Source organism: Streptomyces sp. NPDC005803, assembly GCF_040630435.1.
In the GTDB taxonomy this organism is placed as follows: Bacteria; Actinomycetota; Actinomycetes; order Streptomycetales; family Streptomycetaceae; genus Streptomyces.
This window is the reverse complement of the sequence record NZ_JBEXXO010000004.1, coordinates 51,227-76,673: the sequence shown is the minus strand read 5'-3', so window position 1 is coordinate 76,673 and position 25,447 is coordinate 51,227. Positions and strand designations below refer to the sequence as shown.

The window sequence follows — 25,447 nt, the reverse complement described above, 5'->3', positions numbered from 1 at the left end:
CGGCGCGGGCCGGGGTCTCCGGGAGGTGCCATAACGTGCTGACACCGACGCTCGACGAGCAGACGCATTCTCCTCCATTCTGCCGGGTCGACCCCGAGCGGCAGGGCGGGCGCCGGTCCGTAGATATCGCGAAGGAAAAGCATGAGCGTATTTCCGTCCGGAGAAATGGCCGCCGATGTGTTCGGGCGGCTTTTCACCGTGCTGCTGGAGAATGAGCAGTTCGTGGAGAAGGCCCGCAAGGAGTCCCTGTCCGTGCACCTGGTGCACAGCAGGCCGGACTGCCGGATCTTCGTCTCGCCCGACGGGGTCGTCGTCGGGGGCGAGGCGCCGTCCAAGGCCGCGATCACTCTCAAGATGTCCTGCGACACCGCGCACGCGCTGTGGCTGGGGCGGCTGCCGGTGCCCGCAGCCATCGCCACCGGAAAGCTCCGGATCCGAGGCCGGATCGCCAAGGTGCTGGAGCTGGTCCCCCTGCTCCAGCCCGCTTTCGACCGCTACCCGGAGATCGCGGCGGACGCCGGCGTCTGACCCGGCGCACCGTCCCTCCCCCGCCACCACACGCCCTCAAGGAGCCTCGCCACCATGACCATCGACGTGCCGGGAGACCTCTCCCCGGAACTGAACTTCGACGAACTGCCGCCCGGAGTGCGGCAACTCAAGGACGCCGCACGGCGGTTCGCTCAGGAGGAGGTGCATCCCCGGGTGCTGGAGCTGGACCAGGCACCGGCCGAGGACTTCGACTGGGACCTCATCCGCCGCGGCCACAAAGCCGGCCTGACCCGGGCGGCCGTCCCCACCGACTACGGCGGCCTCGGCCTCGGCATGCTCGGAGTCGCCACGGCTCTGGAGGAAGTGGCCGCCGTCTGCCCGGGCACCGCACTCGTCTTCGGCGCCACCATGCTCGGCCAGGCCCCCCTCCTGCTGTCCGGCGACCCCCGGCTGCAGGCCCGCTACCTGCCGCTGTTCTCCGGTGACGAGCCGGTGCTCGCCTGCAACGCCGTGACCGAGGAGGACGCGGGCTGCGACCTGATCATCCCGTCCCACGCCGTACACGCACGCAACGTCATGACCGCCCGCCGGGACGGCGACTCCTACCTGCTCACCGGCAGGAAACGCTTCATCACCAACGCCCGGTTCGCCGCCTTCGCCTCGGTGTTCGCGAACATGGAGGGCAGCCCGGGAGCGACCGGACTCACCTCCTTCATCGTGCCGCTGGACCTGCCCGGCGTGGTCCGTGGCCCGGTCGCCGACAAGATGGGTTACCGGGCCTGCCTGGGCAGTGAACTCACCTTCGACGAGGTCCGGGTGCCCGCGGAGAACATGATCGGTGGCGAGGGCGAGGGCATGGCCATCAACATGGCGCAGAGCAACATGGCCCGTGCCGCCGTCGCCGGGATCTCCACCGGCGTGGCGCGGGGCGCCCTGGAACAGGCCGTCACCTGGGCGGGCGAACGGGTGCAGGGCGGTGCGCTGCTGTACCGGCACCAGTTCACCGCGGCGAAGCTGGCCGACATGAGCGCCAAGGTCGACGCCGCCCGCCTGCTCTACCTGCACGCGGCGAACACCGTGGACACCCAGCTGCCGCCACCCGCCTACGAGCCGGCCGTCGCCAAGCTGTTCGCCGACCGGGCGGCCATCGACGTGGCCGACGCGGCCTGTTCCCTCGTCGGCGCCCGGGGCTACCTGCGCTCCCACGGCGTGGAGAAGATGCTCCGTGACGCCTACGGGACCCGCATCTACGAAGGAACCCCCGAGGTGCTGGCCCTCGCCATCACCGAAAGCCTCTACGCCGAGGACGATGCCGAGTGAGCGCGCCCTCTTCGCGCACGAGCGGCGACCGCCCCGGGCGCACCACCGTCCCCACCTCCGCCGACCCCACGGGATCGCGCGCCCTGCGCTACGTCGCGGACATCATCGAACTGCACGAGCGGCTCAGCTACCGGCGGCTTCCCGCGGAGATCGACGGTCCACCGCTGAACTGCGCGGAGGACCCGGACAGCGGCCTGATCACCCTGACCGCGCGGGACAGCCAGTTCCCCGCCCGGTACCTGAGGGGCATCCTCGGCTTCCGGCTCGCCCAGTACCTGCGGCTGAGCTGGATCTCGGCCGACCTGGTGTACCGGACGGCCGCGTTCCACGAGCCCCTGCCCCGCACCGGCGAGGCCGAGAACATCCATACTGTGACCCTCTGTTCACGGACCGGCCGGATCCGCGGTTACGTCGGGCTGAGCTGCTCCGGGGACCCCGTGAGCCTGCCCCTCGACTCGGCCCGTCGCGCCCCGTTCCCCACCGAGGCGGCACACGGGGTGGACCTGCTGGCGCCGTACGCGCGCCCCGGCCTGGGCACCCACCAGGTGTTCGAGCTGAAACGCTTCCTGCGCGACCAGTCGATGCCGCGCGGCCTCCAGCACGACCGGGTGCCGTGGCACCTCATGCTCGGCATGGGCGAGGCGATGATCCAGCTCGGCGACGCCATCCGCCTCGTGCTCGGCGACGCCAAGGAACACGTGGCCCTGCGCCACCTGCGCCTGGCGGGTTTCGACCTGCACGTGATCGAGGACACCTCTCCGAGCCTGCCCCCGTCCGATCCGCTCGCCCCCATCTACCACCAGGGCGTCGTCGCCAAGCCCTTCGTCGCCCCGGTGCCCGCGGACCTGGCCTGGTACCGCGACGTTGTCCGCTCCTACCTGGACGGCACCAGCGACCTGACCTCGTACCACGACATGGTCGCCAGGCTCGCCGCGCGCAGGCGGAAACCGGCCGGCCTCGCGATCCCCCGCCAGCGCGGAGGCTCCCGGTGACGGCCGGGGACGTGAGCCGGCAGCTGACCGGTCACCAGGAGTCCCGGGCGCACCGGACCTTCTACGACGAACTGGTCACCCGCAACGCCGGTGTCGTCTCGGCAGGGGAGCAGCGGGCGCTCCGCGAGGCGACGGTCCTCGTCGCGGGCTGCGGGTCGATCGGCGGCGCCACCGTGGAACCTCTGACCCGGCTCGGCGTACAGCGCTTCCTGGTGGCCGACCCCGGCACGTTCGAGCTGAACAACCTCAACCGGCAGAGCGCGGTCGCCGCCGACATCGACCAGAACAAGGCCGCGGGCGCCGCCGAACGCATCATGGCGATCAACCCGCACGCCCGGGTGACGGTGTTCACGGAAGGGGTGACCCCGCAGACCGTGCAGCGGCTCACCGCGCCCTGCCAGATGATCATCGACGGGGTGGACGTCACCACCGCCGACGGCTGGCGTGCCAAGCACCTCCTGCACCGCGTGGCGGTGCAGCGGCGGCTGCCACTGATCACCGGCTGGGACATGGCGGGGACCCAGTACGTGCGCTGCTACGACTACCGGCGCGTCCGGGAGCCGTTCGCGGGCGCCATCACCGTGGACGACATCGTGCGGATGGACACCTGGGACCTGCTGCGCCGTGCGGTACCGCTGCGCAGGGTCCCGGCCGAGATGCTCGCCGAGATCCGCGAAAACCACCTGCGCACGGACTACAGCTTCCCTCAAGTGGCCTACACCGCGACGGCGTTCGGGGTGCTGAGCTCCTACATGGCGGTACGGCTCCTCGCCGGCAGGCCGGTGCGGCGCGAGATCCGCGTGGACGTGCACCAGTTGGCCCGGCCGTTCGGCGAGCGCTGGCTCAGCCGCTTGTCGTGGCCGGTCGAACTCGCGGCCCTGGTACCGCCGATGCTCCGCCTCATGCGCCGGCAAGGCGCGCGCTGAACGAAGCCCTCCCCGCGGTGCCGGGGCGGCCGCGCCGACACCGGGCGCGCCCGTCCCGGCATCCGGCGCGGCACACCCCCAGAAAAGGCAATCATGAACGTCTCGAAGCGGAACGTCCTGTGGACGTTCCTGTGCTGTGGCCTGGGCGTGGCCATGGTGTCCCTCGACAACCTGGTCGTCATCACCGCCCTGCCCGCGATCCGCGAGAGTCTCGGCGGCGACATCCAGCAACTCGAGTGGACGGTCAACGCCTACACGCTCACCTACGCCGTCCTGATGCTGCCCGGCGCGGCCCTGGGCGACCGGTTCGGCAGGCGCCGCATGTTCCTCGTCGGCCTGGCCCTCTTCACCGTCGCCTCCGCGGCGGCGGCGCTCGCCCCCGGCATCGGCGCCCTGATCGCGGCCCGTGCCGTGCAGGGGCTCGGCGCCGCCGCGCTGATGCCGCTCAACCTGACCCTGCTCACGGCGGTCGCGCCCGCCGCCCGCCGCGGGGCCGTCCTCGGAGCGCTGAGCGCCGTCGAGGGGCTCGCCATCGCCATGGGCCCCCTCATCGGCGGGATGATGGTGGAGCACCTGGCCTGGCAGTGGATCTTCTGGGTCAACGTGCCGATCGGACTCCTGGTGCTCCCGCTCGCCCGGTGGAGGCTCGCCGAGAGCCGTGGCGCGAACGCCCGGCTGGACGTGGTGGGCACCGTCCTGGCCGGTACCGGCCTGTTCGGGATCGTGTTCGGCCTCATCCAGGGGCCCGCCGACGGCTGGGCCGGCGCACGGGTCCTGACCGCTCTGACCGGCGGCGCCCTGGTCCTGGCGGTCTTCGCCGCCTGGGAGCTGCGCACCCCGATGCCCATGTTCCCGATGCGGCTCTTCCGTCACCGGACCTTCAGCGGGATGAACGCGGCCGGGCTGCTGATGTTCGCGGGGATGTTCGGCTCGGTCTTCCTGCTCACCCAGTTCTTCCAGGGACCGCGCGGCTACTCGCCGATGGAGGCCGGCCTGCGCATCCTGCCCTGGACGGTGGTGCCGGTCTTCGTCGCGCCCGTGGTCGGCTTCCTCTCCGACCGGATCGGCAGCCGTTCCATCGTGGCCCTCGGGCTGACCTTCCAGGCGTGCGGACTGGGCTGGATCGCGGCCCGCGTCTCACCGGACGTGAGCTACCCGTCCCTCGTCCCCGCGCTGGTCCTGTGCGGGCTGGGCATGACCTTCTACTTCTCCCCGACGGCGAACCTGGTGATGAGCTCGGTGGCCGCCGGGGACCGGGGCATGGCCTCGGGCGCCGTGAACGCGCTGCGGGAGCTGGGCGGGGTTCTCGGAGTCGCGGTCCTGGCGTCCGTCTTCACCGCGCACGGTGACCTCGCCACGGCGGACAGCTTCACCGACGGCATGATTCCCGCGCTGTGGACCGGCGCCTGCCTGATCGCGGTCGGCGCCCTCGCGGTTCTCGCGACACCGAGGCGCCGACGCGCCGGGCGGCCCGGCCTCGCGCCCGCCGGTGCGGCTGTTCCCGGGGCGGAGGGCGCCGGGACCTGAGGCCGCGTCGTCCACGTTCCGAAGGAGAGGAGAGACCGATCACCGCACGTGTGCGCGTCCTGCTCGTAGGTGACCGTGCCATCACCCGCGCCGGCATCCGGGCCGTTCTCGACCGGGACGCGGCCATCGAGGTCGTCGGGGAGGCGTCCGATGTCACGGACGCCGAACACCGGGCGGCGGAGCTGAGCCCCGATGTGGTGCTCGTCGACGCTCAGTCACCGGACCTCGACGTCGTCCGCCTGGTGGCCGCGCTGGCCCCCCGCCCGGGGAGGGGCGCGCCGGGGGCCCTGCTGATGGTCCACAGGACGGACGAGTCCGTGCGGACAGCGCTACGGGCCGGCGCCAGGGGGGTGGTGCTGAGCCGCGCCACCCCCGCGCACCTGCTGTCCGCCGTCCACATGGTCTCCGCCGGGTACGCCGTCCTCGAAGCCCCCGGGGCCTCAGAGCCGGCCGCGGACGGGAGCCCGTGGCCCGCGCCGCCCTGCCGGCAGGGCTCTGCCGAGGAGCGGTCGCGGGCCGAACTGCTGACGCGGCGGGAGCGGGAGGTGCTGACGCTCCTCGCCTGCGGTCTCAGCAACGCCGAGATGTCGGCCGAACTGGTCCTGGGCGAGAGCACCGTCAAATCACATGTGCAGCATCTGCTCGACAAGCTGGAACTGCGCAACCGGGTCCATGCCGTGATCTACGCCCACCGGAACGGGCTGGCGCCGGCTGCCTGCGACTGTTGCGGCCGGGGACGGCCGGCCGTCTGACCAGAGATCCGACGGCGCCCTGCCGGGACAGGCCCGGCCGTCCGGAGACAGTACGGAGGCCCCTTGCCGGAGATTCTCCGGCAGGGGGCCTCTCCGGTCAGGCCGGCCCCTCCAGCAGGTACCCGCGCCGGCTGGCCGTGCGCAGTCGCAGGCCCAGGGGCAGGACCCGCCGGCGGATCCGCATCACGTGCAGGTCCAGGGCGTTCCTGCTCGCGGTGGAGCCCCGGGTGCTCAGCAGGGCCAGCAGTTCGTCGCGGGCCACCAGGCTTCCGAAGCGCTGCACCAAGGGCCGTAACAGATACATCTCGGTCGGGGACACGGGTACGACGCGGCTGCCGTACCGCAGCAGGCCGTCGTGGTCCAGGGCCGGCAGGTCGTGCGACGCGGCCCTGGCGCGCAAGGCCGCGATACGAGCGGTGAAGTCCTCCCGCGTGATCGGGGACCGGACCCAGTCCTCCCGCGGGTCGGTGGTCGTCGGTGGCGTTCCCCCGTTCTCGATCACGAGGAGGCGCAGGGCGCCCGTGCGTCGGTGGCGCTCCAGCTTCGACGCCTCAAGGGGCCAGCGGACTACATGGACGTTCTCCTCGGCCGAGGACGTGCGAGCCGTTCTGGTGTGCGACATGGAGTTCCCTTTCAGGATTTTGCAGGAGAAAAATAGACCGGCCTGAACGCCCCGCCATTCTGCGCGTAATTTATATTTGAAGCGCAGGGACTCGGGGTGAGGTCGAAAACTGTTCTCCGCACCATCTATCTTCACTATGCAGCACACTCGAGCGTTGTGGCAATAAGAAGTAAACGAAGGCATTGTACGACAAATAAGACAGTATTTGATCATGGTTCCGAGGTCGTGGCACTTCGTTGTGAGGAAAGGGTTCAGCGCCTCCTCCCCAAGGCGGTGACCGGCGCATTCGAGCCCCTCCTAATGGGTGATCCATCCCCCGGGCAGGGGAGGGGGAAATCAGCAGAACGCCCGAGGCGGCCGGCGGCTCGCGGTGCATAGATTGGGTTCCGGGCGCAGTGACGCAATCTGTCGCCGAAGCCCCGTTCACACCTCGCTGGCATTCTTTGGACCCGTTCGGTCCTACGGCATCTTCAAGCCACCTCAGGCGTAAAAGAATTAGGGAGACGGTATGTGTGTGACCGATGAATTGAACGCATATGAAGAGGGGGGAGGCCCGGGCCCGGCGCGCACGGCAGCCGCGGATGCGCGGACGGACGCCGGGCCCGCCCCGGAAGCCGCCCTGGACCCGCCGGCCGGCGCGGGTGAGCTGCTCCGCGCCGTGATGGCCCTCACCGTGGCGGGGCTGAAGAGCCGCACGCCGCTGACGGCCGGGCCGGGGGACGGGGGCCGCCGTGCGGCGCACGCGGGCTGAGCACGCGCGTGCGCGCACCCGGCCGGCCGACGAGGTGCTGGTGACGGGGATGGGGGCCACCACGCCACTCGGCGCCGACGTCGCGGGCACCTGGGAGGCCCTGCTGGCGGGCAAGTCCGGCATCGCGCCGATCGGCGCCCCCTGGGCCGACCGCCTGCCGGTCCGCATCGCGGGCGGCATGTACCGCGACCCCTACAGCGAGGTCGAACGCGTGCGGCGGCGCCGGCTGGACCGCAGCCAGGCGGCCGCGCTGGTCGCGGCCGAGGAGGCGTGGGCGGACGCGGGCCGGCCGCGGGTCGAGGCCGAGCGGCTGGCGGTCGTGGTGGGCACCGGCATCGGGGGCGCGCTGACCATGCTCGACCAGTACGACGTGCTGAACCAGCGCGGACGGCGTGCCATGTCCCCGTACACGGTGCCGCGGCTCATGCCCAACGGGGCCTCCGCGGTGGTCAGTCTGATGCTCGGAGCGCGGGCCGGCACCCATGCGCCGACCAGTGCGTGCGCGTCGGGGGCCGAGGCCATCGCGGTGGGCGCCCTGCTGATCCGGGCCGGACGCGCCGACGTGGTGGTGGCAGGGGGCACGGACGCCTGCCTCCACCCCCTCTCCCTGGGCGCCTTCGCCCAGATGCGGGCCCTCTCGCTGCGCAACGACGCCCCCGAGCAGGCGTCCAGGCCGTTCGACCGGCAGCGGGACGGCTTCGTGATGTCCGAGGGCGCGGGCATGGTCGTCCTGGAACGGGCGGACTTCGCACGGTCACGTGGTGCCCGGGCGCACGCGGCGCTGGCCGGGGCCGGCGTCACGTCCGACGCCCACGACATCACCCTGCCCGACGCGAAAGGACAGGTGCGCGCTATCGAGGAGGCGCTGCGCGACGCCGGGCTGACCGGCGGCGACATCGGCCACGTCAACGCCCACGCGACGGGAACGCCCCAGGGGGACGTCGCGGAGTCCCGGGCGGTGATGAGCGCGGTGGGCGGCCACCCGGTGGTCACGGCCAACAAGTCCTCCACCGGCCACCTCCTGGGCGCGTCGGGCGCCGTGGAGGCGATCCTCACGGTGCTGGCGCTCAAGGAGTCCGTGGTGCCACCGGTCCGCAACCTGGAGGAGGCCGGGGACGGCATCGAGCTCGACCTGGTGAGGGGGCAGCCCCGCAGGGCCGAAGCCGGGGCGGCCCTGTCGACCTCCTTCGGGTTCGGCGGCCACAACGTCGTGCTGGCGTTCACCCGTGTCTGACGAGGGCGCTACCCGTCCGTCGCCCGCTTCCGTACCGCGACCAGGTGACGCGCGACCGCGTCGGGGTGGGTCAGCTGGGGGTAGTGGCCGGCCGAGGCGATCTCGGTGACGGGCAGGGCGCCGGTCTCCTCCAGCGGATCCTGGGATCCGATGACCAGCTCCACCGGAGACGTGGCCCGGCGGACGGCGTTTCGCAGGGCGCCGCGCTGCCCGTACGCCGAACGCAGGGCGGAGACCACCCGGAGCGCCGCCCCCGACCGCCGCAGATCGGTGACCGGCCCCCGCAGACACCTCCCGTCCGGCAGGCCGAGGGAGCCGGCCAGCCGCTCGGTGGTCATCCGGCTCAGCACCGGCACGGCGAGAGGGGAGCGCGTCAGCCACGAGGACGCCGGCTGGAGGAAGGCGGGAGAGACGAGCACCAGCGCGGCGACGCGCTCGGGATCGCGCAGCACGTACCGCAGGGCAGGCCCGCAGGAGTACGAGTGCGCGACCAGCACCGGCCGGCTTCGCACGGGTGCCAGCAGCGCGGCGAGCCAGTCGTCGTGCGACTGCCGGGGCTCCGGCGTGGACCGCCCGAACCCCGGCAGATCGGCCGCGAGGGCGGGGCCGTCCACCCGCTCGGCCACCGGCGACCAGGAGTCCGCGTCGATCGGCATCCCGTGCAGGAACACGTAATCGGGCCGCTCCCGCTCTCCCACCACCCAGGTCCGGTCCGTGCCGACCTCCTGGAACCCGTACGCCGTCCAAGGCGCCCGGGCCTGGCCGAAGCGTGTGGCGACCAGGTCGTCGGTCCAGTCACGCAGGGCGTCGCCCACCGGCGGCATCTTCAGCCCCATGGAGTCCGCGAGGTCCCGCGCGGACGCCGTGTCGTACCGGTCGCTGGAGAGGAAGGACAAGGTCTCCGGGTCCGCCCCGGTCAGGGCGCGGGGCAGCCGCTTGACGAGACCGACCGGGACGGAGCGGCGCGGCGCCGGCACGCCCATGTGCTCGGCGACCAGGGCGACGAGCCCCGGCAGCTCCGGCGTGGCGTCGTCCAGCAGCCAGTAGGTGCCGTCCGCGCTCTCGGCCCGTTCCGGAACGGAGGCCAGGAACTGTACGAAGTAGTCGAGCGCCACGACCGGAAGGAAGACGTCCGGACCGCCGGGCAGCGCGAGGAGACGGCCCCGCCAGACCTCCCGCACCAGGTCCGCCAGACCGACCCACTGGCCGGGTCCGATGACGGTGCTGGGGTTGGCGACGGTCAGCGGGACGCCGAGGGCGCGGGCACGTGCCCGTACCGCCGCGTCCCCTTCACGCTTGGACGCCTCGTAGGCGCCGTCGCGCCGGTAGTCGGGCGAGGCGGCCTCGGCCGCGGCCATCCGGTAGCCGCTGATGTGCACCAGCCGGCGCAGCCGGGGGCGGGTGGCGGCCCACTCGGCGACGTGCACGGCCCCGTCGACGTTGACCGTCCTGGCCTCGTCCGGGGTCATGCCGAAGGCGAAGCGCGCCGCGGTGTTGTACACGTCCCGCACGTCGTCCAGGCCGTCCGCCGGCAGGCCCAGCCCCGCCCGGGTGATGTCGGTGCGCACGACGGTGAGGCGGCCCGTGTCCACCTCCTGCTCCGCGAGCCATCGCAGGAGCCCCTCCCCGCCGCCGTGCACGGCGGCCGCGACGTCCTGGCCCCGGCGCAGGAGTTCCCCCACCAAGGAGCGGCCGATGAAGCCCCCGGCACCGAAGACGATCGAATTCGCGGGCATGCCATCTCCTTGCGGCCGTGTACGAGTGGACGTCCGGCGTCGAGGAACGCGGCGGGCACACCGGCCCGGACCCGGTGACTCCCACCGTACCGGCACTGTCACTCAGTGTGAACGACGTGCGGCGCCACGTCACTCGAACGCGCGGCGGCACCCGGCCCACTCGCCCGCCGCGCGCGGGAAGGCCGGCCCGGTTCCGGGGAGGGAACCGGGCGGCCGGGGCGCCCCTCGCGGGGCCAGGGACCCACCGGCGCCGTGACGCACCACCCCATCGGATGACCCCTTTCAGCTCGCGGCCCCGCACGGGCCGCGGGAAACCGTCCGGGAGGTTCCTCCATGCAGTTCCCGCCCCTCCGCCCGAACGACCGGCGAAGCCCTGAGGACGTTGACCCGCCGCACAGCCGGCCCGGCCGGCGCCGGTTCCGGCGGGCGGCCGCCCCACTGGCCGTCCTCGCCGCCGTGTTCCTCGCCGCGGCCGCCATGGCGCCGCGCGACCACACCGCACCGACCAGCGCGCCCCCGAGCGAGCCGGACCTCGGCTACCGCCTCTGGGAGCGGGCGTTCGTGGTCTCCACCACCCGTCCCGACGCCCCACCGCCCGGCGCCGACGACTGGCACTGCGACCCCGGCGCCCGGCACCCCAGGCCCGTCGTCCTCGTGCACGGCACGTACGAGAACGCGTACAACAACTGGAGCGCCCTCGCCCCCCGGCTGCGGGCCGACGGCTACTGCGTCTTCGCCGTCAACGTCGGCGCCCCGCGGGGCGACGTCATCAAGGGCAGGGCCGCCGTCCCCGAGTCCGCCGCGCAGCTGGCCCGGTTCGTCGACCGGGTCCTCGAACGGACGGGCGCCCGACAGGCCGACCTGGTGGGCCACTCCCAGGGCGGCGGGATCCTGCCGCGCTACTACCTGAAGTTCGCCGGCGGCACCGATGCCCGGGACCCCGCCCGCAACAAGGTGCACCACCTGATCGGCATCGCCCCGGCCAACCACGGCAGCACGGTCTCCGGTCTGGCCACCCTCGCGAAGCGGCTCCACCTCCTCGCCCCGGCCGCCCGGTTCGGCGGCCAGGCACTGGCCGACCAGACGATCGGCTCGGCCGTGAACAGCAGGCTCGACGCGGGGGGCGACACCCTGCCGGGCGTGCGGTACACCACGGTGGTCACGCGCGAGGACCGGATCGTGACCCCCTACGCACGCCAGTACCTCCACCCCGGACACCCCGTCGACCGGGTCGCCAACATCACCGTCCAGGACATCTGTCCGCAGGACCGGACGGGCCACATGGGCAGCCCCTACGATCCGGTCGTCGTGGAGCTCGTACGCAACGCCCTCGACCCCACGACGGCGCGTCGGCCCGACTGCGCGACGGCGCTCTGAACCGGCAGCCGGCACGGCGAACGGCCCAGCCCGCCCTAGGGGCGGACCGGGCCGTTCGGGGACGGACGCTCAGGCGGAGGCCGGCGGGTACAGGGCGCGCGGCAGCTGTGAGGCCGCCGCGGCGTCCAGCAGCCACAGCGTGCGGCCGCGACCGTAGGCGCCCGCCGCCGGGGCCTGGATCTCCCCGGCCCCCGACAGGGCGATGGCCGCGGCCTCCGCCTTGTCCTCGCCCGCCGCGAGCAGCCACACCTCGCGCGCCGCCCGGATCGCGGGCAGCGTGAGCGAGACGCGGACGGGCGGCGGCTTGGGCGCCCCGCGCACACCGACGACGGTGCGCTCGGTCTCCCGTACCGCGGGCAACTCGGGGAAGAGCGACGCGACATGGGTGTCCGGGCCGACGCCCAGCATCAGCACGTCGAACACCGGCACCGGTCCGTGGTCCTCCGGACCGGCCGCTGCGGCCAGTTCGGCGGCGTACGCGGCCGCTGCCGCATCGACGTCCGGGCCCGAGGGCCCGTCCGATGCGGGCATCGCGTGCACCCGGGACGGGTCCAGCGGCACCGCGTCCAGCAGGGCCTCGCGGGCCTGCGTGACATTGCGCTCCGGATCGCCCTCCGGCAGGAACCGCTCGTCGCCCCACCACAGGTCGAGCCGCGACCAGTCGATCGCGTCCCGGGCGGGCGCGCCGGCGACCGCGGCCAGCAGGCCGTTGCCGTTGCGCCCGCCGGTGAGCACCACCGAGGCATGCCCGCGTGCGGCCTGGGCGTCCACGATCTTCGTGATCAGCCGGGCCGCCGCGGCCTGTGCCATCAGCTCCTTGTCGCGGTGCACGACGAGCTGGGGGACGACGCTCACTTCGAGGCCGCCTTCTTCGCCGGCGCCTTCTTGGCGGCGGCGGGCGCCTCCGAGGTGGCGGCCGGCTTCGCGGGCGAGGACTCGGCCGCGTGCCCGAGGCGCTCCACCCCGAACTTCACCGTCGACTCGTAGATGTTGTCCGGGTCCAGACGCCGCAGCTCCTCCGCGAGGAGCTCCGCCGTCTCCCGGCGCTTCAGCGCCACCGCACGGTCCGGCTGGCCGACCATGTTGAGCGTGGCGAGCGAGCCGTCGGCCCGGTCCAGGACGATGTCCCCGCTCTTCGTGGTCATCCGGACGGCCGTCAGGCCGGGGCCGCCGGACGTGGTGCGCTCCACCGGCACCTGGAGCCGGTCCGCGAGCCACATGGCCAGCAGCTCGCAGCTCGGGTTGTCCGACTCGCCCTCGACCGTGGCGGAGACGACCTCCGCGGGCTGCTGGTCGAGCGCCGCCGCCAGCATCGAGCGCCACGGCGTGATGCGGGTCCAGGCCAGATCCGTGTCGCCCGGCTGGTACGTCGCCGCACGCACCGCCAGCTCGTCGAGCGGGTGCTCGGCGGAGTAGGTGTCCGTGATGCGCCGCTGGGCGAGCGCGCCCAGCGGGTCCTTGGCCGGGTCCGCGGGGGCGTCCTCGGGCCACCACACCACCACCGGCGCGTCCGGCAGCAGCAGCGGCAGGACGACCGACTGGGCGTGGTTGGCCAGCTCGCCGTGCAGACGCAGCACGACGGTCTCGCCGGAGCCCGAGTCGGACCCCACCCGTACCTCGGCGTCGAGCCGCGCGTCGCGGCGGGCGCGCGGCGAACGGCTGACCCGCTTGATCACCGCGATGATCCGCGAGGGGTGCTCGCGCGAGGAGTCGCTCGCGGCCTTGAGCGCGTCGTAGGCGTTCTCCTCGTCGGTGACGATGACGAGGGTGAGCACCATCCCGATGGCCGGGGCGCCGACCGCGCGCCGGGCCGAGATCATGGCCTGGTTGATCTTGCTGGACGTGGTTTCCGTGAGATCGATCTTCATGGCCGGCGCCAGCTCCGTCCGTCGCGTGCGAGCATCTCGTCCGCCTCGGCCGGACCCCAGGTCCCGGCCGGGTACTGGGCGGGCTTGCCGTGCTTGTCCCAGTACTCCTCGATCGGGTCGAGGATGTTCCAGGAGAGCTCGACCTCCTGGTGACGCGGGAAGAGGTTGGCGTCGCCGAGCAGGACATCGAGGATGAGCCGCTCGTACGCCTCCGGGCTGGACTCCGTGAAGGACTCGCCGTAGGCGAAGTCCATCGTGACGTCCCGCACCTCCATGGAGGTGCCGGGCACCTTGGAGCCGAACCGCACCGTGACGCCCTCGTCCGGCTGGACCCGGATGACCAGGGCGTTGCCGCCCAGTTCCTCGGTCGCGCCGGACTCGAAGGGCAGGTAGGGGGCGCGCTTGAAGACGACCGCGATCTCCGTGACCCGGCGGCCGAGCCGCTTTCCGGTACGGAGGTAGAACGGCACGCCCGCCCAGCGGCGGTTGTTGATCGTCAGCTTGATCGCGGCGAAGGTGTCGGTCTTCGACTTGGGGTCGATACCGTCCTCCTCCAGATAGCCGACGGCCTCCTCGCCGCCCTGCCACGCGTGCGTGTACTGGCCGCGCACCGTGTGCTTGCCCAGGTCCTCCGGCAGTTCCACCGCCGTGAGCACCTTGAGCTTCTCGGCGACCAGCGCCTTGGGGTGGAAGGAGCCCGGCTCCTCCATCGCGGTCAGCGCCAGCAGTTGGAGCAGGTGGTTCTGGATGACGTCACGGGCCGCGCCGATGCCGTCGTAGTAGCCGGCCCGGCCGCCGATGCCGATGTCCTCGGCCATCGTGATCTGCACGTGGTCGACGTAGGACCTGTTCCAGATCGGCTCGAACATCGTGTTGGCGAACCGCAGCGCCAGGATGTTCTGGACCGTCTCCTTGCCCAGGTAGTGGTCGATCCGGAAGACCTCGTTCGGCGGAAAGACGTCGTGCACGAGGTGGTTGAGCTCCTGTGCGCTCTCCAGGTCGTGGCCGAACGGCTTCTCGATGACGGCCCGGCGCCAGGAGCCTTCCTTCTGGTCGGCCAGCCCGTGCTTCTTGAGCTGCTGGACGACCTTGGGGAAGAACTTGGGCGGCACGGAGAGGTAGAAGGCGAAGTTGCCGCCCGTCCCCTGCGCCTTGTCGAGCTCCTCGATCGTGGCCCTCAGCGTCTCGAAGGCGACGTCGTCGTCGAAGTTGCCCTGCACGAAGCGCATGCCCTGGCTGAGCTGCTGCCAGACCTCTTCGCGGAAGGGGGTGCGGGAATGTTCTTTGACGGCGTCGTGGACGACCTGGGCGAAGTCCTCGTCCTCCCAGTCGCGGCGCGCGAAACCGATGAGCGAGAAGCCCGGCGGCAGCAGGCCGCGATTGGCCAGGTCGTAGACAGCGGGCATCAGCTTTTTACGGGACAAATCGCCCGTGACGCCAAAGATGACCAGGCCCGACGGCCCCGCGATGCGCGGGAGCCGTCGGTCCTGGGCGTCACGGAGCGGGTTGGCTCCGGGAACACCAGACAAAGTGGTCAGCCCTCCGAAGGAGCGAGGCGCTTGAGCTCTGCCTCGGTCGAGTTGAGCAGATCGGTCCAGGCGGCCTCGAACTTCTCGACGCCCTCGTCCTCGAGGAGCTGGACGACGTCGTCGTAGCTGACCCCGAGCTTCTTGATGGCTTCGAGGTCGGCACGGCCCTGGTCGTACGCACCGGCGACGGTGTTGCCGGTGATCTCGCCGTGGTCGGCCACCGCGTCCAGAGTCGCCTCCGGCATGGTGTTGACCGTGTTCGGCGCGACGAGGTCGACGACGTACAGGGTGTCCTTGAGGGACGGGTCCTTCACGCCGGTCGAGGCCCACAGCGGGCGCTGCTTGTTGGCGTGCGCCTTGTCGAGGGCGGCCCAGCGCTCGCCGGCGAAGACCTCCTCGTACGCCTCGTAGGCCAGGCGCGCGTTCGCGAGGGCGGACTTGCCCTTCGCGGCCTTGGCCTCGGCGCTGCCGATCGCGTCGAGCCGCTTGTCGATCTCCGTGTCCACCCGGGACACGAAGAACGAGGCCACCGAGTGGATCTTGGACAGGTCCAGGCCCGCGGCCTTCGCCTTCTCCAGGCCCGCCAGGTAGGCGTCCATGACCTCGCGGTAGCGCTCCAGGGAGAAGATCAGCGTCACGTTGACGCTGATGCCCCGCCCGATGGTCTCGGTGATCGCCGGCAGGCCGGCCTTGGTCGCCGGGATCTTGATGAGCGTGTTCGGCCGGTCCACCAGCCAGGCGAGCTGCTTCGCCTCGGCGACCGTGGCCAGGGTGTTGTGCGCCAGGCGGGGGTCGACCTCGATGGAGACCCGGCCGTCCTGCCCGTCCGTCGCGTCGAAGACCGGACGCAGGATGTCGGCGGCGTCCCGCACGTCCGCGGTGGTGATCATGCGGATCGCTTCCTCGACGGTCACCCGGCGGGCGGCGAGGTCGGTGAGCTGCTGCTCGTAACCGTCGCCCGAAGAGATCGCCTTCTGGAAGATCGACGGGTTGGTCGTGACACCCACGACGTGGCTCTGGTCGATCAGCTCCGCCAGATTGCCCGAAGTGATCCGCTTGCGCGAGAGGTCGTCGAGCCAGATCGCCACGCCCTCGTCGGAGAGGCGCTTGAGTGCGTCTGTCATGAGAATTGCATCTCCTACTAGTCGTATAACGGCATCAGCGCGTAGCGGCGGCGAGAGATTCCCGCGCGGCGGCGGCAACGTGCTCGCCGGTGAAGCCGAACTCGCGGAACAGGACCTTGGCGTCGGCCGAGGCGCCGAAGTGCTCCAGGGACACGATCCGGCCGGCGTCCCCGACGAACCGGTACCAGGTCAGGCCGATGCCCGCCTCGACGGCGACGCGCGCCTTCACCGACGGCGGCAGGACGCTGTCCTTGTACGCCTGGTCCTGCTCCTCGAACCACTCGACACACGGCATCGACACCACACGGGTGGGAATGCCGGCCGCCTGGAGCTCCTCGCGCGCCTCGACGGCGAGGTGGACCTCTGAGCCCGTGCCGATCAGCAGGACCTGGGGCTCGCCGCCCTCGGCCTCGAAGAGCACGTAGCCGCCCTTGGCCACGTCCTCGTTCGCCTCGTACGTCGGCACGCCCTGGCGGGTCAGCGCCAGACCGTGCGGAGCGCCCTTGCCGAACACCTTGGTGTAGCGGCGCAGGATCTCGCGCCAGGCGAGGGAGGTCTCGTTGGCGTCGGCCGGGCGCACGACGTTGAGGCCCGGGATGGCGCGCAGCGAGGCCAGGTGCTCCACCGGCTGGTGGGTCGGGCCGTCCTCGCCGAGACCGATCGAGTCGTGCGTCCACACGTACGTCACCGGAAGGTGCATCAGCGCGGACAGTCGCACGGCGTTGCGCATGTAGTCGGAGAACACCAGGAAGGTGCCGCCGTAGATGCGGGTGTTGCCGTGCAGGGCGATGCCGTTCATGGTCGCGGCCATGGCGTGCTCGCGGATGCCGAAGTGGATCGTGCGGCCGTACGGGTCCGCGCCCGGCAGGGGGTTGCCGGCCGGGAGGAACGACGACGTCTTGTCGATCGTGGTGTTGTTCGAGCCCGCGAGGTCGGCGGAGCCGCCCCACAGCTCGGGAACGATGTCACCGAGCGCCTGCAGCACCTTGCCGGAGGCGGCGCGGGTGGCGACGCCCTTGCCCGGCTCGAAGACGGGGAGGCTGTCCTCCCAGCCCTTGGGCAGCTCGCCCGCGGCGATCCGGTCGAACTCGGCGGCACGCTCCGGGTTGGCGGAGCGCCAGGCGTCGAAGGTCTTCTGCCACTCGGCCTTGGCCTCGCGGCCCCGGTCCAGCGCCTGACGGGTGTGCGCGATGACCTCGTCGGCCACCTCGAAGGACTTCTCCGGGTCGAAGCCCAGCACGCGCTTGGTCGCGGCGACCTCGTCGTCGCCGAGCGCCGAGCCGTGGGCGGCCTCGGTGTTCTGGGCGTGCGGGGCGGGCCAGGCGATGATCGAGCGGGCCGCGATGAACGACGGGCGCTCGGTCTCGGCCTTGGCGGCCAGCAGGGCCTTGTACAGACCCGCCGGGTCCAGGTCGCCGCTGGGCAGCTGCTCGACGCGCTGGACGTGCCAGCCGTACGCCTCGTAGCGCTTCAGGGTGTCCTCGGAGACCGCGGTCTCCGTGTCGCCCTCGATGGAGATGTGGTTGTCGTCCCACAGCAGGACCAGGTTGCCCAGCTTCTGGTGCCCGGCCAGCGAGGACGCCTCCGCGGAGATGCCCTCCTGGAGGCAGCCGTCACCGGCGATGGCCCAGACCATGTGGTCGAAGGGGGAGGTGCCGGGGGCCGCCTCCGGGTCGAACAGGCCGCGCTCGTAACGGGCGGCCATGGCCATGCCCACGGCGTTGGCCACGCCCTGGCCCAGCGGGCCGGTCGTCGTCTCCACACCGGTGGTGTGGCCGTACTCCGGGTGCCCCGGGGTCTTGGAGCCCCAGGTGCGGAAGGCCTTGAGGTCATCGAGCTCCAGGCCGTAGCCGGCCAGGTAGAGCTGGATGTAGAGGGTCAGGCTGGTGTGGCCCGCCGAGAGCACGAACCGGTCGCGACCGGTCCAGTCCGCGTCGGCGGGGTCGTGCCGCATCACCTTCTGGAAAATGGTGTACGCGGCGGGAGCCAGGCTCATGGCCGTACCCGGGTGGCCGTTTCCGACCTTCTGTACGGCGTCCGCTGCGAGGACGCGGACGGTGTCCACGGCCCGCTGGTCCAATTCGGTCCACTGGAGGTCTGTGGTGGTCGGCTTGGTGCTCACCCTGAGTCAGGGCTCCTCTCCACTGTCGTCAAACCGGTGACTGGGACGCACCGGGCGTTGTCGAGCCTACCCCCGTCACGACCCGCTATTTCCGGCTCCTACCAGGGTGCGGGCGGCCCGCGGAATCCGCCTCCCGTATGAGCGCGGAGGCTCACCGATGGGCTCACTCCGATGAGCGTGCGGGCTCACTCCTGAGGTCTCCGATGAGCGCCCGGGCCCACTCCTGAGACCTCGTCGCGGGCGCTCGGGAGCACACCTGTGCGAGCGGTGCGCGCGCCTCTTCGGGCCGGCGCTCCACGGCGATGCGTGCGGGCGTTCGCACGGGCGCCGAGGCAGCGCCCCGCGCCACATCAACACGACCCCACCCCCGCGAAGGACGGCGTGTCCCCAACGTCTACAGTGGTCTGGTTCGCGCAAGTCTTTACCGGGCCTTCACGCCCGGAGCTTGCTGGGATTTCTCTGTCAGGGGTGTGCGTGACGGCCGTCGAGTCCCGACCCGCAGGGGTCGCCTTGACTCCGGGCCCAGGGGGCCATCGCCCGCTCGGGGCCCGTGTCAAGGCATTCGTGGCACTGACCAAGCCTCGGATCATCGAGCTGTTGCTGATCACCACTGTTCCGGTGATGTTCCTGGCCGCTCAGGGTGTACCCGACCTGTGGCTCGTACTCACTACCACCATCGGCGGCTATCTGTCCGCCGGCGGTGCCAATGCACTGAACATGTACATCGACCGCGACATCGACGCGATGATGGACCGTACGTCGCAGCGCCCGCTGGTCACCGGCATGGTGAGCCCGCGCGAGTGCCTGGCCTTCGGCATCGCCCTCGCGGTGATCTCGACGGTGTGGTTCGGGCTGCTGGTGAACTGGCTGTCGGCGGCCCTGTCGCTCGGCGCCCTGCTCTTCTACGTCGTCGTCTACACGATGCTGCTGAAGCGCCGTACGTCGCAGAACATCGTCTGGGGCGGCATCGCGGGCTGCATGCCGGTCCTCATCGGCTGGTCGGCCGTCACGAACTCGATGTCCTGGGCCGCGGTGATCCTCTTCGCCGTCATCTTCTTCTGGACGCCGCCGCACTACTGGCCGCTGTCCATGAAGGTGAAGGACGACTACGCGCGGGTCGGCGTCCCCATGCTTCCGGTCATCGCCTCCAACCGGGTGGTGGCCCGCCAGATCGTCCTCTACAGCTGGGTGATGGTGGCCGTCTCGCTGCTGCTGACCCCGCTGGGCTACACCGGCTGGTTCTACACGGTGGTGGCGGTCCTGACCGGCGGCTTCTGGCTCTGGGAGGCGCACGCCCTGCTCAGCCGGGCGAAGGCCGGCGTGACCGGCGGGAAGCTCAAGGAGATGCGGCTGTTCCACTGGTCGATCACCTATGTGTCCCTGCTGTTCGTCGCCGTGGCGGTGGACCCCTTCCTGAGGTAGAACCCCCTGTGACCTGCCGACGGGCGGGGAGCGTGGCACAGGCCACGCTCCCCGCCCGTCGCACGTCGATCTACCCATCGGTAGCATCCTGTGCATGGCAGAGACGGCTGAGACCCAGCAGGTGGACGGCAAGCAGGCGGCGCGCGCGGAGCGCAGGGCGGCCCGGCTGGCCAAGCAGATCGGCGCCTTCGCGAAGGCGCACGGCGGGGCCGAGGGGCAGCTCGCCTACCTCGGGCAGATGGGCACCCGCATCGTCCTCGTCGGCGAGGACGGCGGCTGGGGCGATCTGGTCGCCCCCTCCTACGCCGTCGCCGAGAGCGCCGCGCAGAAGTCCGGGATCACCCTGCACGAGTCCTTCGACGGCGAGTTCGCCGCGAAGGTCCGCACGGGGCCGTACGAGTGGACCCGGATGGCCGGCATCCAGATCGGCGGCCCGGCGAACAAGGCGTGACGCCCCACGACGCGTGAGGGGCTCCCCGGACAACGGCTCGTGAGCCGTCGTGCGGGGAGCCCCTCACGCGTCGTGGGCCTCCGGGGGAGGCGTCAGCCCGCCGTCACGGGTTCCGGCTGCCCGGCGGCAGGGCCGGGCACCGGGGCGTCGGCCACCGGCCGCTCGCGCAGCGACAGCAGCACGCGGACCACACCGATCCACACCAGGCACGAGCCCAGCATGTGCGTGCCGACCAGGACCTCGGGGGTGTCGGTGAAGTACTGCACGTACCCGATCACGCCCTGCGCCATTAGGATCAGGAAGAGGTCCCGGGCGCGGTGCAGTGGGCCCACGGGCGCGTCGACGGCCTTCAGGACGAACCAGAGCGCCACGGTCAGCGCCACCACGACCCACGCCAGGTCGGCGTGCAGCTGGGCGATCATCTTCCAGTCGATCGGGATGCGGTGGACGTCGCTGGAGTCGCCGGCGTGCCGCCCGGCCCCCGTGACCACCGTGCCGACCGCGATCAGCAGCCCCGCCGCGACGGCCAGCAGCCAGGTGAGCTGCGAGACGGCCTTGCCCACCAGCGGGCGCGGTGCCGTGTCGCCCTCCCTGACCCGCTGCCACGTCACCAGCGCGATCGTGAGCAGCGCGGTGGAGAGCAGGAAGTGCGCCGCGACGGTGTACGGGTTGAGGCCCACGAGCACCACGATGCCGCCGAGCACCGCGTTGCCCATGACCACCCAGAACTGCGCCCAGCCGAGGCGGGTGACGCCGCGGCGCCAGGGCTTGGCGGACCGGGCGGCGATGATCGCCCACCCGACCGCCGCGCACAGGACGTAGGTGAGCATCCGGTTGCCGAACTCGATCGCGCCGTGGAAACCCATCGCGCTGGTCGCCGTCAGGCTGTCGTCGGTGCACTTGGGCCAGGTCGGGCAGCCGAGACCGGAACCGGTCAGCCGGACCGCGCCGCCGGTGACGACGATGACGACGGCCATGACGACGGCCGACATCGCCGCACGACGGACGGTCCGGGGGGACGGCGTCCAGCGTTCGGCGATGTAGAGGAGCGGGTTCCGCACGGCTTGAGCGACATCGGCTCGGGTCAGCTTGGGCACGCGCACCATGGTAGGCGGCCGCTTGTGCAAGCTTTCACGAGGGGGACGAGTTGCGCGAAACGGCGACGGACCGCGTTCGCGGACTTACTCCCAGCGGAAGAACCTCGCCGCCGCGGCCAGCCCCAGCACCGTCCACACCGCGAGGATCCCCAGGTCGCCCCACGGCATCGCGGCACCGTGCTGCAGCACGTCCCTGAGGCCGTCCGAGAGGGCGGCGATCGGCAGCAGGCCCAGCACCGACTGCGCCGCGTCCGGGAACTTGTCCAGCGGCACGATGACCCCGCCGCCCACCAGCAGCAGCAGGAAGACCAGATTGGCGGCGGCCAGCGTCGCCTCCGCCTTCAGCGTCCCGGCCATCAGCAGGCCGAGCCCGGAGAACGCGGCGGTGCCCAGGACCAGGAGCAGCAGCACGGCGAACGGGTTGCCCTGCGGCGACCAGCCCAGCGCGAACGCGATCACCGTCAGCAGCACGACCTGGAGCACCTCGGTGACCAGCACCGCGAGTGTCTTGGCGGTCATCAGCGCCCACCGGGGGAGCGGCGAGGCGGCGAGCCGCTTGAGCACGCCGTAACGCCGCTCGAAGCCGGTGGCGATGGCCTGGCCCGTGAAGGCCGTGGACATCACGGCGAGGGCGAGGATGCCGGGGGTCAGGAAGTCGACCGGCTCGCCCGAGCCGGTGTCCACGATGTCGACCGCGCTGAACAGCACGAGCAGCAGCGTCGGGATGATCACCGTCAGCAGCAGCTGCTCGCCGTTGCGCAGCAGCATCCGGGTCTCCAGCGCGGTCTGCGCGGCGATCATCCGGGGCAGCGGGGCGGCGCCCGGCCGGGGGGCGTACGTACCGGCGCTCATGCGCGCAGCTCCTTGCCGGTCAGTTCGAGGAAGACGTCCTCCAGGGTGTGACGCTCGACGGAGATGCCGGAGGGCATCACGCCGTGCTGCGCGCACCAGGAGGTGACGGTGGCCAGCAGCTGCGGGTCGACGCCACCGGTGATGCGGTACGCGCCGGTGGCGAGCTCGGCCGCCTCGGTGCCGTCGGGCAGCGCCTTCAGCAGGGAGGCGAGGTCGAGACCGGGGCGGCCGGTGAAGCGCAGCGTGTTCTCGGCGCCGCCGCGGCAGAGGGTCTCGGGGCTGCCCTGGGCCAGGAGCCGGCCGGCGTCGATGATGGCGACGTCGTCGGCGAGCTCCTCGGCCTCGTCCATGAAGTGCGTGGTGAGCACGACGGACACGCCGTCGGCGCGCAGCTCCCGTACGAGGTCCCAGGTGGAGCGGCGGGCCTGCGGGTCGAGGCCCGCGGTCGGCTCGTCCAGGAAGACCAGCTCCGGGCGGCCCACGACGGCCATCGCCAGGGCGAGCCGTTGCTGCTGCCCGCCGGAGAGCCGGCGGTAGGTGGTGCGGCCGCAGCCGCCCAGGCCCAGGCGCTCGATGAGGGCGTCCACGTCCAGGGGGTGGGCGTGCAGTTTCGCCATGTGGCGCAGCATCTCGTCGGCGCGCGCGCCGGAGTAGACGCCGCCGGACTGGAGCATGACGCCGATCCGCGGACGCAGGCGCGCCGCGTCGGCGACCGGGTCCAGGCCGAGGACCCGGACCGTCCCGTCATCAGGACGGCGGTATCCCTCGCAGGTCTCGATCGTGGTGGTCTTGCCGGCGCCGTTCGGGCCGAGGACCGCGGTGACCGCGCCGGCCCGGACGTCCAGGTCGAGGCCGTCCACCGCGGCTTTGCTGCCGTACCGCTTCACCAGGCCGCGGACCTGGACGGCCGGGCCGGAGGGGGGTGCGGCGGACTCGCTCTTCATGGGCGGTAAGTCTAGGCAGCCGCCCGTGCGGGCCCGGCCCGGGGGCTTGATTAGGTGACCCTAAGTGATGGATTCCACCCGTGATCGTTCCGGACCGTGGTTGTCAGGGCCGAGGGAATTACGCAACAATGGCGTTGTGAAATACGAGGGCGCGGCTCCGCAGGAGGAACTCGCGACCGGTGAGCGCTCGACGCGCAACCGGGTCGCGCGCTCCATCCTGGACCACGGCCCGTCCACCGTCGCCGACCTGGCGAAGCGCCTGGGGCTCACCCAGGCCGCTGTCCGCCGCCACCTCGACGCCCTCGTCACCGACGACGTGGTCGAGGCCCGCGAACAGCGGGTGTACGGGGCGCGGACCCGTGGCCGCCCGGCCAAGGTGTTCGCCCTGACCGACTGCGGCCGGGACGCCTTCGACCAGTCGTACGACAAGCTCGCCGCGGACGCCCTGCGCTGGATCGCCGAGACCTCGGGCGACGAAGCGGTCATGGCCTTCGCCCGGGCCCGGGTCGCCGGCCAGTCGGCGGCCTACCGCGCGGCCGTCGAGGCCGCGGAGCCCGAAGCCCGCACGGAGGCGTTGGCCAAGGCCTTGTCCGCCGACGGGTACGCTGCTACGGCGCGCAGCGCGCCGGGCCCGCAGCAGGGTGAGCAGCTGTGTCAGCACCACTGTCCGGTCGCCCATGTAGCCGGGCAGTACCCGCAGCTGTGCGAGGCGGAGACGGAGATCTTCTCCAGCCTCCTGGGGACCCATGTGCAGCGTCTGGCCACCATCGCCCACGGCGACGGGGTGTGCACGACGTACATTCCGCGCAGCGGCCACCCCACCCCACAGACCACCGATTCAGCATCTGCAAGCACGGCCGGGAGGAACCCCGCATGACGCTCCCTACGGAGACTGCCCACCCTGAGCTCGAGGGTCTGGGCACGTACGAATTCGGCTGGGCCGACTCCGACGCGGCAGGCGCAGCGGCCAAGCGCGGCCTCTCCGAGGCGGTCGTCCGCGACATCTCGGAGAAGAAGAACGAGCCCGAGTGGATGCTGAAGCTGCGGCTCAAGGGCCTCAAGCTCTTCGGCAAGAAGCCCATGCCGAACTGGGGCTCGGACCTGTCGGGCATCGACTTCGACAACATCAAGTACTTCGTCCGTTCGACGGAGAAGCAGGCGGAGTCCTGGGAGGACCTGCCCGAGGACATCAAGAACACGTACGACAAGCTCGGCATCCCGGAGGCGGAGAAGCAGCGCCTGGTCGCCGGTGTCGCCGCGCAGTACGAGTCCGAGGTCGTCTACCACCAGATCAACGAGGAGCTGGAGGCGCAGGGTGTCATCTTCATGGACACCGACACCGCGCTGAAGGAGCACCCGGAGCTCTTCAAGGAGTACTTCGGCACCGTCATCCCCGTCGGTGACAACAAGTTCGCCTCGCTGAACTCGGCCGTGTGGTCCGGCGGCTCCTTCATCTACGTGCCGAAGGGCGTGCACGTGGAGATCCCGCTCCAGGCCTACTTCCGTATCAACACGGAGAACATGGGCCAGTTCGAGCGGACGCTGATCATCGTCGACGAGGACGCCTACGTCCACTACGTCGAGGGCTGCACCGCGCCGATCTACTCCTCGGACTCCCTGCACTCCGCGGTCGTCGAGATCATCGTGAAGAAGGGCGGCCGCTGCCGCTACACGACGATCCAGAACTGGTCGAACAACGTCTACAACCTGGTGACCAAGCGCGCCGTCGCCTACGAGGGCGCGACCATGGAGTGGGTCGACGGCAACATCGGCTCCAAGGTCACCATGAAGTACCCGGCCGTCTACCTGATGGGCGAGCACGCCAAGGGCGAGACCCTGTCCATCGCCTTCGCGGGCGAGGGCCAGCACCAGGACGCCGGCGCCAAGATGGTCCACATGGCCCCGAACACCTCCTCCAACATCGTCTCCAAGTCGGTGGCGCGAGGCGGCGGCCGCACCTCCTACCGCGGTCTGATCGAGATCGGCGAGGGCGCACCGGGCGCGAAGTCCAACGTGCTCTGTGACGCGCTGCTGGTCGACACCATCTCGCGCTCCGACACCTACCCGTACGTCGACGTCCGCGAGGACGACGTGTCGATGGGTCACGAGGCGACCGTCTCCAAGGTCTCCGAGGACCAGCTCTTCTACCTGATGAGCCGCGGCATGACCGAGTTCGAGGCGATGGCGATGATCGTGCGCGGCTTCGTCGAGCCGATCGCGAAGGAGCTCCCGATGGAGTACGCCCTCGAGCTGAACCGGCTGATCGAGCTCCAGATGGAGGGTTCGGTCGGCTAGTACGCCGGCGACCGCAC

The 25,447-nt window shown here is 71.5% G+C and carries 23 protein-coding genes; 13 read left to right on the top strand and 10 right to left on the bottom strand.

Features of this window, described 5'->3' with window-relative positions; genetic code table 11:
• Nucleotides 1-141 precede the first annotated feature (141 nt).
• The 6 genes from ABZ454_RS07580 to ABZ454_RS07555 all read left to right on the top strand — a co-directional run bounded on the left by ABZ454_RS07580 (nucleotide 142) and on the right by ABZ454_RS07555 (nucleotide 6,006).
• Nucleotides 142-528: an SCP2 sterol-binding domain-containing protein gene (locus ABZ454_RS07580; protein ID WP_359536492.1), complete on the top strand. Its 387-nt coding sequence runs from the start codon at nucleotides 142-144 to the stop codon at nucleotides 526-528.
• A 54-nt stretch (nucleotides 529-582) separates the two neighbouring features.
• Complete coding sequence (locus ABZ454_RS07575; protein ID WP_359536491.1) at nucleotides 583-1,809, top strand: acyl-CoA dehydrogenase family protein; 1,227 nt, start codon at nucleotides 583-585, stop codon at nucleotides 1,807-1,809.
• Nucleotides 1,806-2,801 (top strand): hypothetical protein, encoded by a 996-nt coding sequence (locus ABZ454_RS07570; RefSeq protein ID WP_359536490.1) that lies wholly within the window; start codon nucleotides 1,806-1,808, stop codon nucleotides 2,799-2,801. The genes ABZ454_RS07575 and ABZ454_RS07570 overlap by 4 nt, the downstream gene beginning before the upstream one ends.
• A complete protein-coding gene (locus ABZ454_RS07565; protein ID WP_359536489.1) occupies nucleotides 2,798-3,727 on the top strand; it encodes a ThiF family adenylyltransferase in 930 nt (309 codons plus the stop codon). Before ABZ454_RS07570 ends, ABZ454_RS07565 begins: the two co-directional genes overlap by 4 nt.
• A gap of 93 nt (nucleotides 3,728-3,820) precedes the next feature.
• Nucleotides 3,821-5,254, top strand: a complete 1,434-nt coding sequence (locus ABZ454_RS07560) for an MFS transporter (protein WP_359536488.1) — start codon at nucleotides 3,821-3,823, stop codon at nucleotides 5,252-5,254.
• A 50-nt stretch (nucleotides 5,255-5,304) separates the two neighbouring features.
• Entirely contained in the window at nucleotides 5,305-6,006 is a 702-nt protein-coding gene (locus ABZ454_RS07555) for a response regulator transcription factor (protein WP_359536487.1), read from the top strand.
• 97 nt (nucleotides 6,007-6,103) lie between these two features.
• On the opposite strand, the gene ABZ454_RS07550 is transcribed toward ABZ454_RS07555, so the two are convergent.
• Nucleotides 6,104-6,628, bottom strand: a complete 525-nt coding sequence (locus ABZ454_RS07550) for a helix-turn-helix domain-containing protein (protein ID WP_359536486.1) — start codon at nucleotides 6,626-6,628, stop codon at nucleotides 6,104-6,106.
• 514 nt (nucleotides 6,629-7,142) lie between these two features.
• On the opposite strand from ABZ454_RS07550, the gene ABZ454_RS07545 reads away from it, so the two are divergent.
• Together ABZ454_RS07545 and ABZ454_RS07540 are read left to right on the top strand one after the other, a co-directional pair.
• Entirely contained in the window at nucleotides 7,143-7,379 is a 237-nt protein-coding gene (locus ABZ454_RS07545) for a hypothetical protein (RefSeq protein WP_356321660.1), read from the top strand.
• Nucleotides 7,360-8,613, top strand: a complete 1,254-nt coding sequence (locus ABZ454_RS07540; protein ID WP_359536485.1) for a beta-ketoacyl-[acyl-carrier-protein] synthase family protein — start codon at nucleotides 7,360-7,362, stop codon at nucleotides 8,611-8,613. Before ABZ454_RS07545 ends, ABZ454_RS07540 begins: the two co-directional genes overlap by 20 nt.
• 8 nt (nucleotides 8,614-8,621) lie before the next feature.
• Here ABZ454_RS07540 and ABZ454_RS07535 read toward each other — a convergent pair whose 3' ends face one another.
• A complete protein-coding gene (locus ABZ454_RS07535; RefSeq protein WP_359536484.1) occupies nucleotides 8,622-10,349 on the bottom strand; it encodes an alpha/beta fold hydrolase in 1,728 nt (575 codons plus the stop codon).
• Nucleotides 10,350-10,682: 333 nt separating this feature from the next.
• Here ABZ454_RS07535 and ABZ454_RS07530 point away from each other — a divergent pair, with 333 nt between their 5' ends.
• Entirely contained in the window at nucleotides 10,683-11,726 is a 1,044-nt protein-coding gene (locus tag ABZ454_RS07530; RefSeq protein ID WP_359536483.1) for an alpha/beta fold hydrolase, read from the top strand.
• A gap of 69 nt (nucleotides 11,727-11,795) precedes the next feature.
• Here the strand turns inward: ABZ454_RS07530 and pgl are convergent, their stop codons facing one another.
• The 5 genes from pgl to tkt are packed head-to-tail and all read right to left on the bottom strand — an operon-like array spanning nucleotide 11,796 to nucleotide 18,369.
• Nucleotides 11,796-12,581, bottom strand: coding sequence for a 6-phosphogluconolactonase (gene pgl, locus ABZ454_RS07525; RefSeq protein ID WP_359536482.1), 786 nt, complete (start codon nucleotides 12,579-12,581; stop codon nucleotides 11,796-11,798).
• Nucleotides 12,578-13,594 carry a glucose-6-phosphate dehydrogenase assembly protein OpcA gene (opcA, locus tag ABZ454_RS07520; protein WP_356321664.1) on the bottom strand — a complete coding sequence of 339 codons (1,017 nt, stop codon included), beginning with the start codon at nucleotides 13,592-13,594 and terminating at the stop codon, nucleotides 12,578-12,580. Before opcA ends, pgl begins: the two co-directional genes overlap by 4 nt.
• Nucleotides 13,591-15,123, bottom strand: a complete 1,533-nt coding sequence (gene zwf, locus ABZ454_RS07515) for a glucose-6-phosphate dehydrogenase (RefSeq protein ID WP_356321665.1) — start codon at nucleotides 15,121-15,123, stop codon at nucleotides 13,591-13,593. The genes opcA and zwf overlap by 4 nt, the downstream gene beginning before the upstream one ends.
• A 5-nt stretch (nucleotides 15,124-15,128) precedes the next feature.
• Nucleotides 15,129-16,247 (bottom strand): transaldolase, encoded by a 1,119-nt coding sequence (gene tal, locus ABZ454_RS07510; RefSeq protein WP_359536481.1) that lies wholly within the window; start codon nucleotides 16,245-16,247, stop codon nucleotides 15,129-15,131.
• Between the two features lie 34 nt (nucleotides 16,248-16,281).
• Entirely contained in the window at nucleotides 16,282-18,369 is a 2,088-nt protein-coding gene (tkt, locus tag ABZ454_RS07505; RefSeq protein WP_356321668.1) for a transketolase, read from the bottom strand.
• Between the two features lie 468 nt (nucleotides 18,370-18,837).
• Between tkt and ABZ454_RS07500 the strand changes: the two genes are divergently transcribed.
• Nucleotides 18,838-19,791: a heme o synthase gene (locus ABZ454_RS07500; protein ID WP_356321669.1), complete on the top strand. Its 954-nt coding sequence runs from the start codon at nucleotides 18,838-18,840 to the stop codon at nucleotides 19,789-19,791.
• Nucleotides 19,792-19,885: 94 nt separating this feature from the next.
• Nucleotides 19,886-20,242, top strand: a complete 357-nt coding sequence (locus tag ABZ454_RS07495; protein WP_356321670.1) for a hypothetical protein — start codon at nucleotides 19,886-19,888, stop codon at nucleotides 20,240-20,242.
• A gap of 92 nt (nucleotides 20,243-20,334) precedes the next feature.
• Here ABZ454_RS07495 and ABZ454_RS07490 read toward each other — a convergent pair whose 3' ends face one another.
• From ABZ454_RS07490 to ABZ454_RS07480, 3 genes are all read right to left on the bottom strand, one after another.
• On the bottom strand, nucleotides 20,335-21,348 hold the full coding sequence (locus ABZ454_RS07490; protein WP_359536480.1) for a COX15/CtaA family protein: 1,014 nt from the start codon (nucleotides 21,346-21,348) through the stop codon (nucleotides 20,335-20,337).
• Between the two features lie 75 nt (nucleotides 21,349-21,423).
• Nucleotides 21,424-22,191, bottom strand: coding sequence for an ABC transporter permease (locus ABZ454_RS07485; RefSeq protein WP_356324374.1), 768 nt, complete (start codon nucleotides 22,189-22,191; stop codon nucleotides 21,424-21,426).
• Nucleotides 22,188-23,135, bottom strand: coding sequence for an ABC transporter ATP-binding protein (locus tag ABZ454_RS07480; protein WP_359536479.1), 948 nt, complete (start codon nucleotides 23,133-23,135; stop codon nucleotides 22,188-22,190). Before ABZ454_RS07480 ends, ABZ454_RS07485 begins: the two co-directional genes overlap by 4 nt.
• Nucleotides 23,136-23,271: 136 nt before the next feature.
• Between ABZ454_RS07480 and ABZ454_RS07475 the strand changes: the two genes are divergently transcribed.
• Together ABZ454_RS07475 and sufB are read left to right on the top strand one after the other, a co-directional pair.
• A complete protein-coding gene (locus ABZ454_RS07475) occupies nucleotides 23,272-24,012 on the top strand; it encodes a metalloregulator ArsR/SmtB family transcription factor (RefSeq protein WP_359536478.1) in 741 nt (246 codons plus the stop codon).
• Complete coding sequence (sufB, locus tag ABZ454_RS07470; RefSeq protein ID WP_033303094.1) at nucleotides 24,009-25,430, top strand: Fe-S cluster assembly protein SufB; 1,422 nt, start codon at nucleotides 24,009-24,011, stop codon at nucleotides 25,428-25,430. Before ABZ454_RS07475 ends, sufB begins: the two co-directional genes overlap by 4 nt.
• Nucleotides 25,431-25,447: the final 17 nt, after the last annotated feature.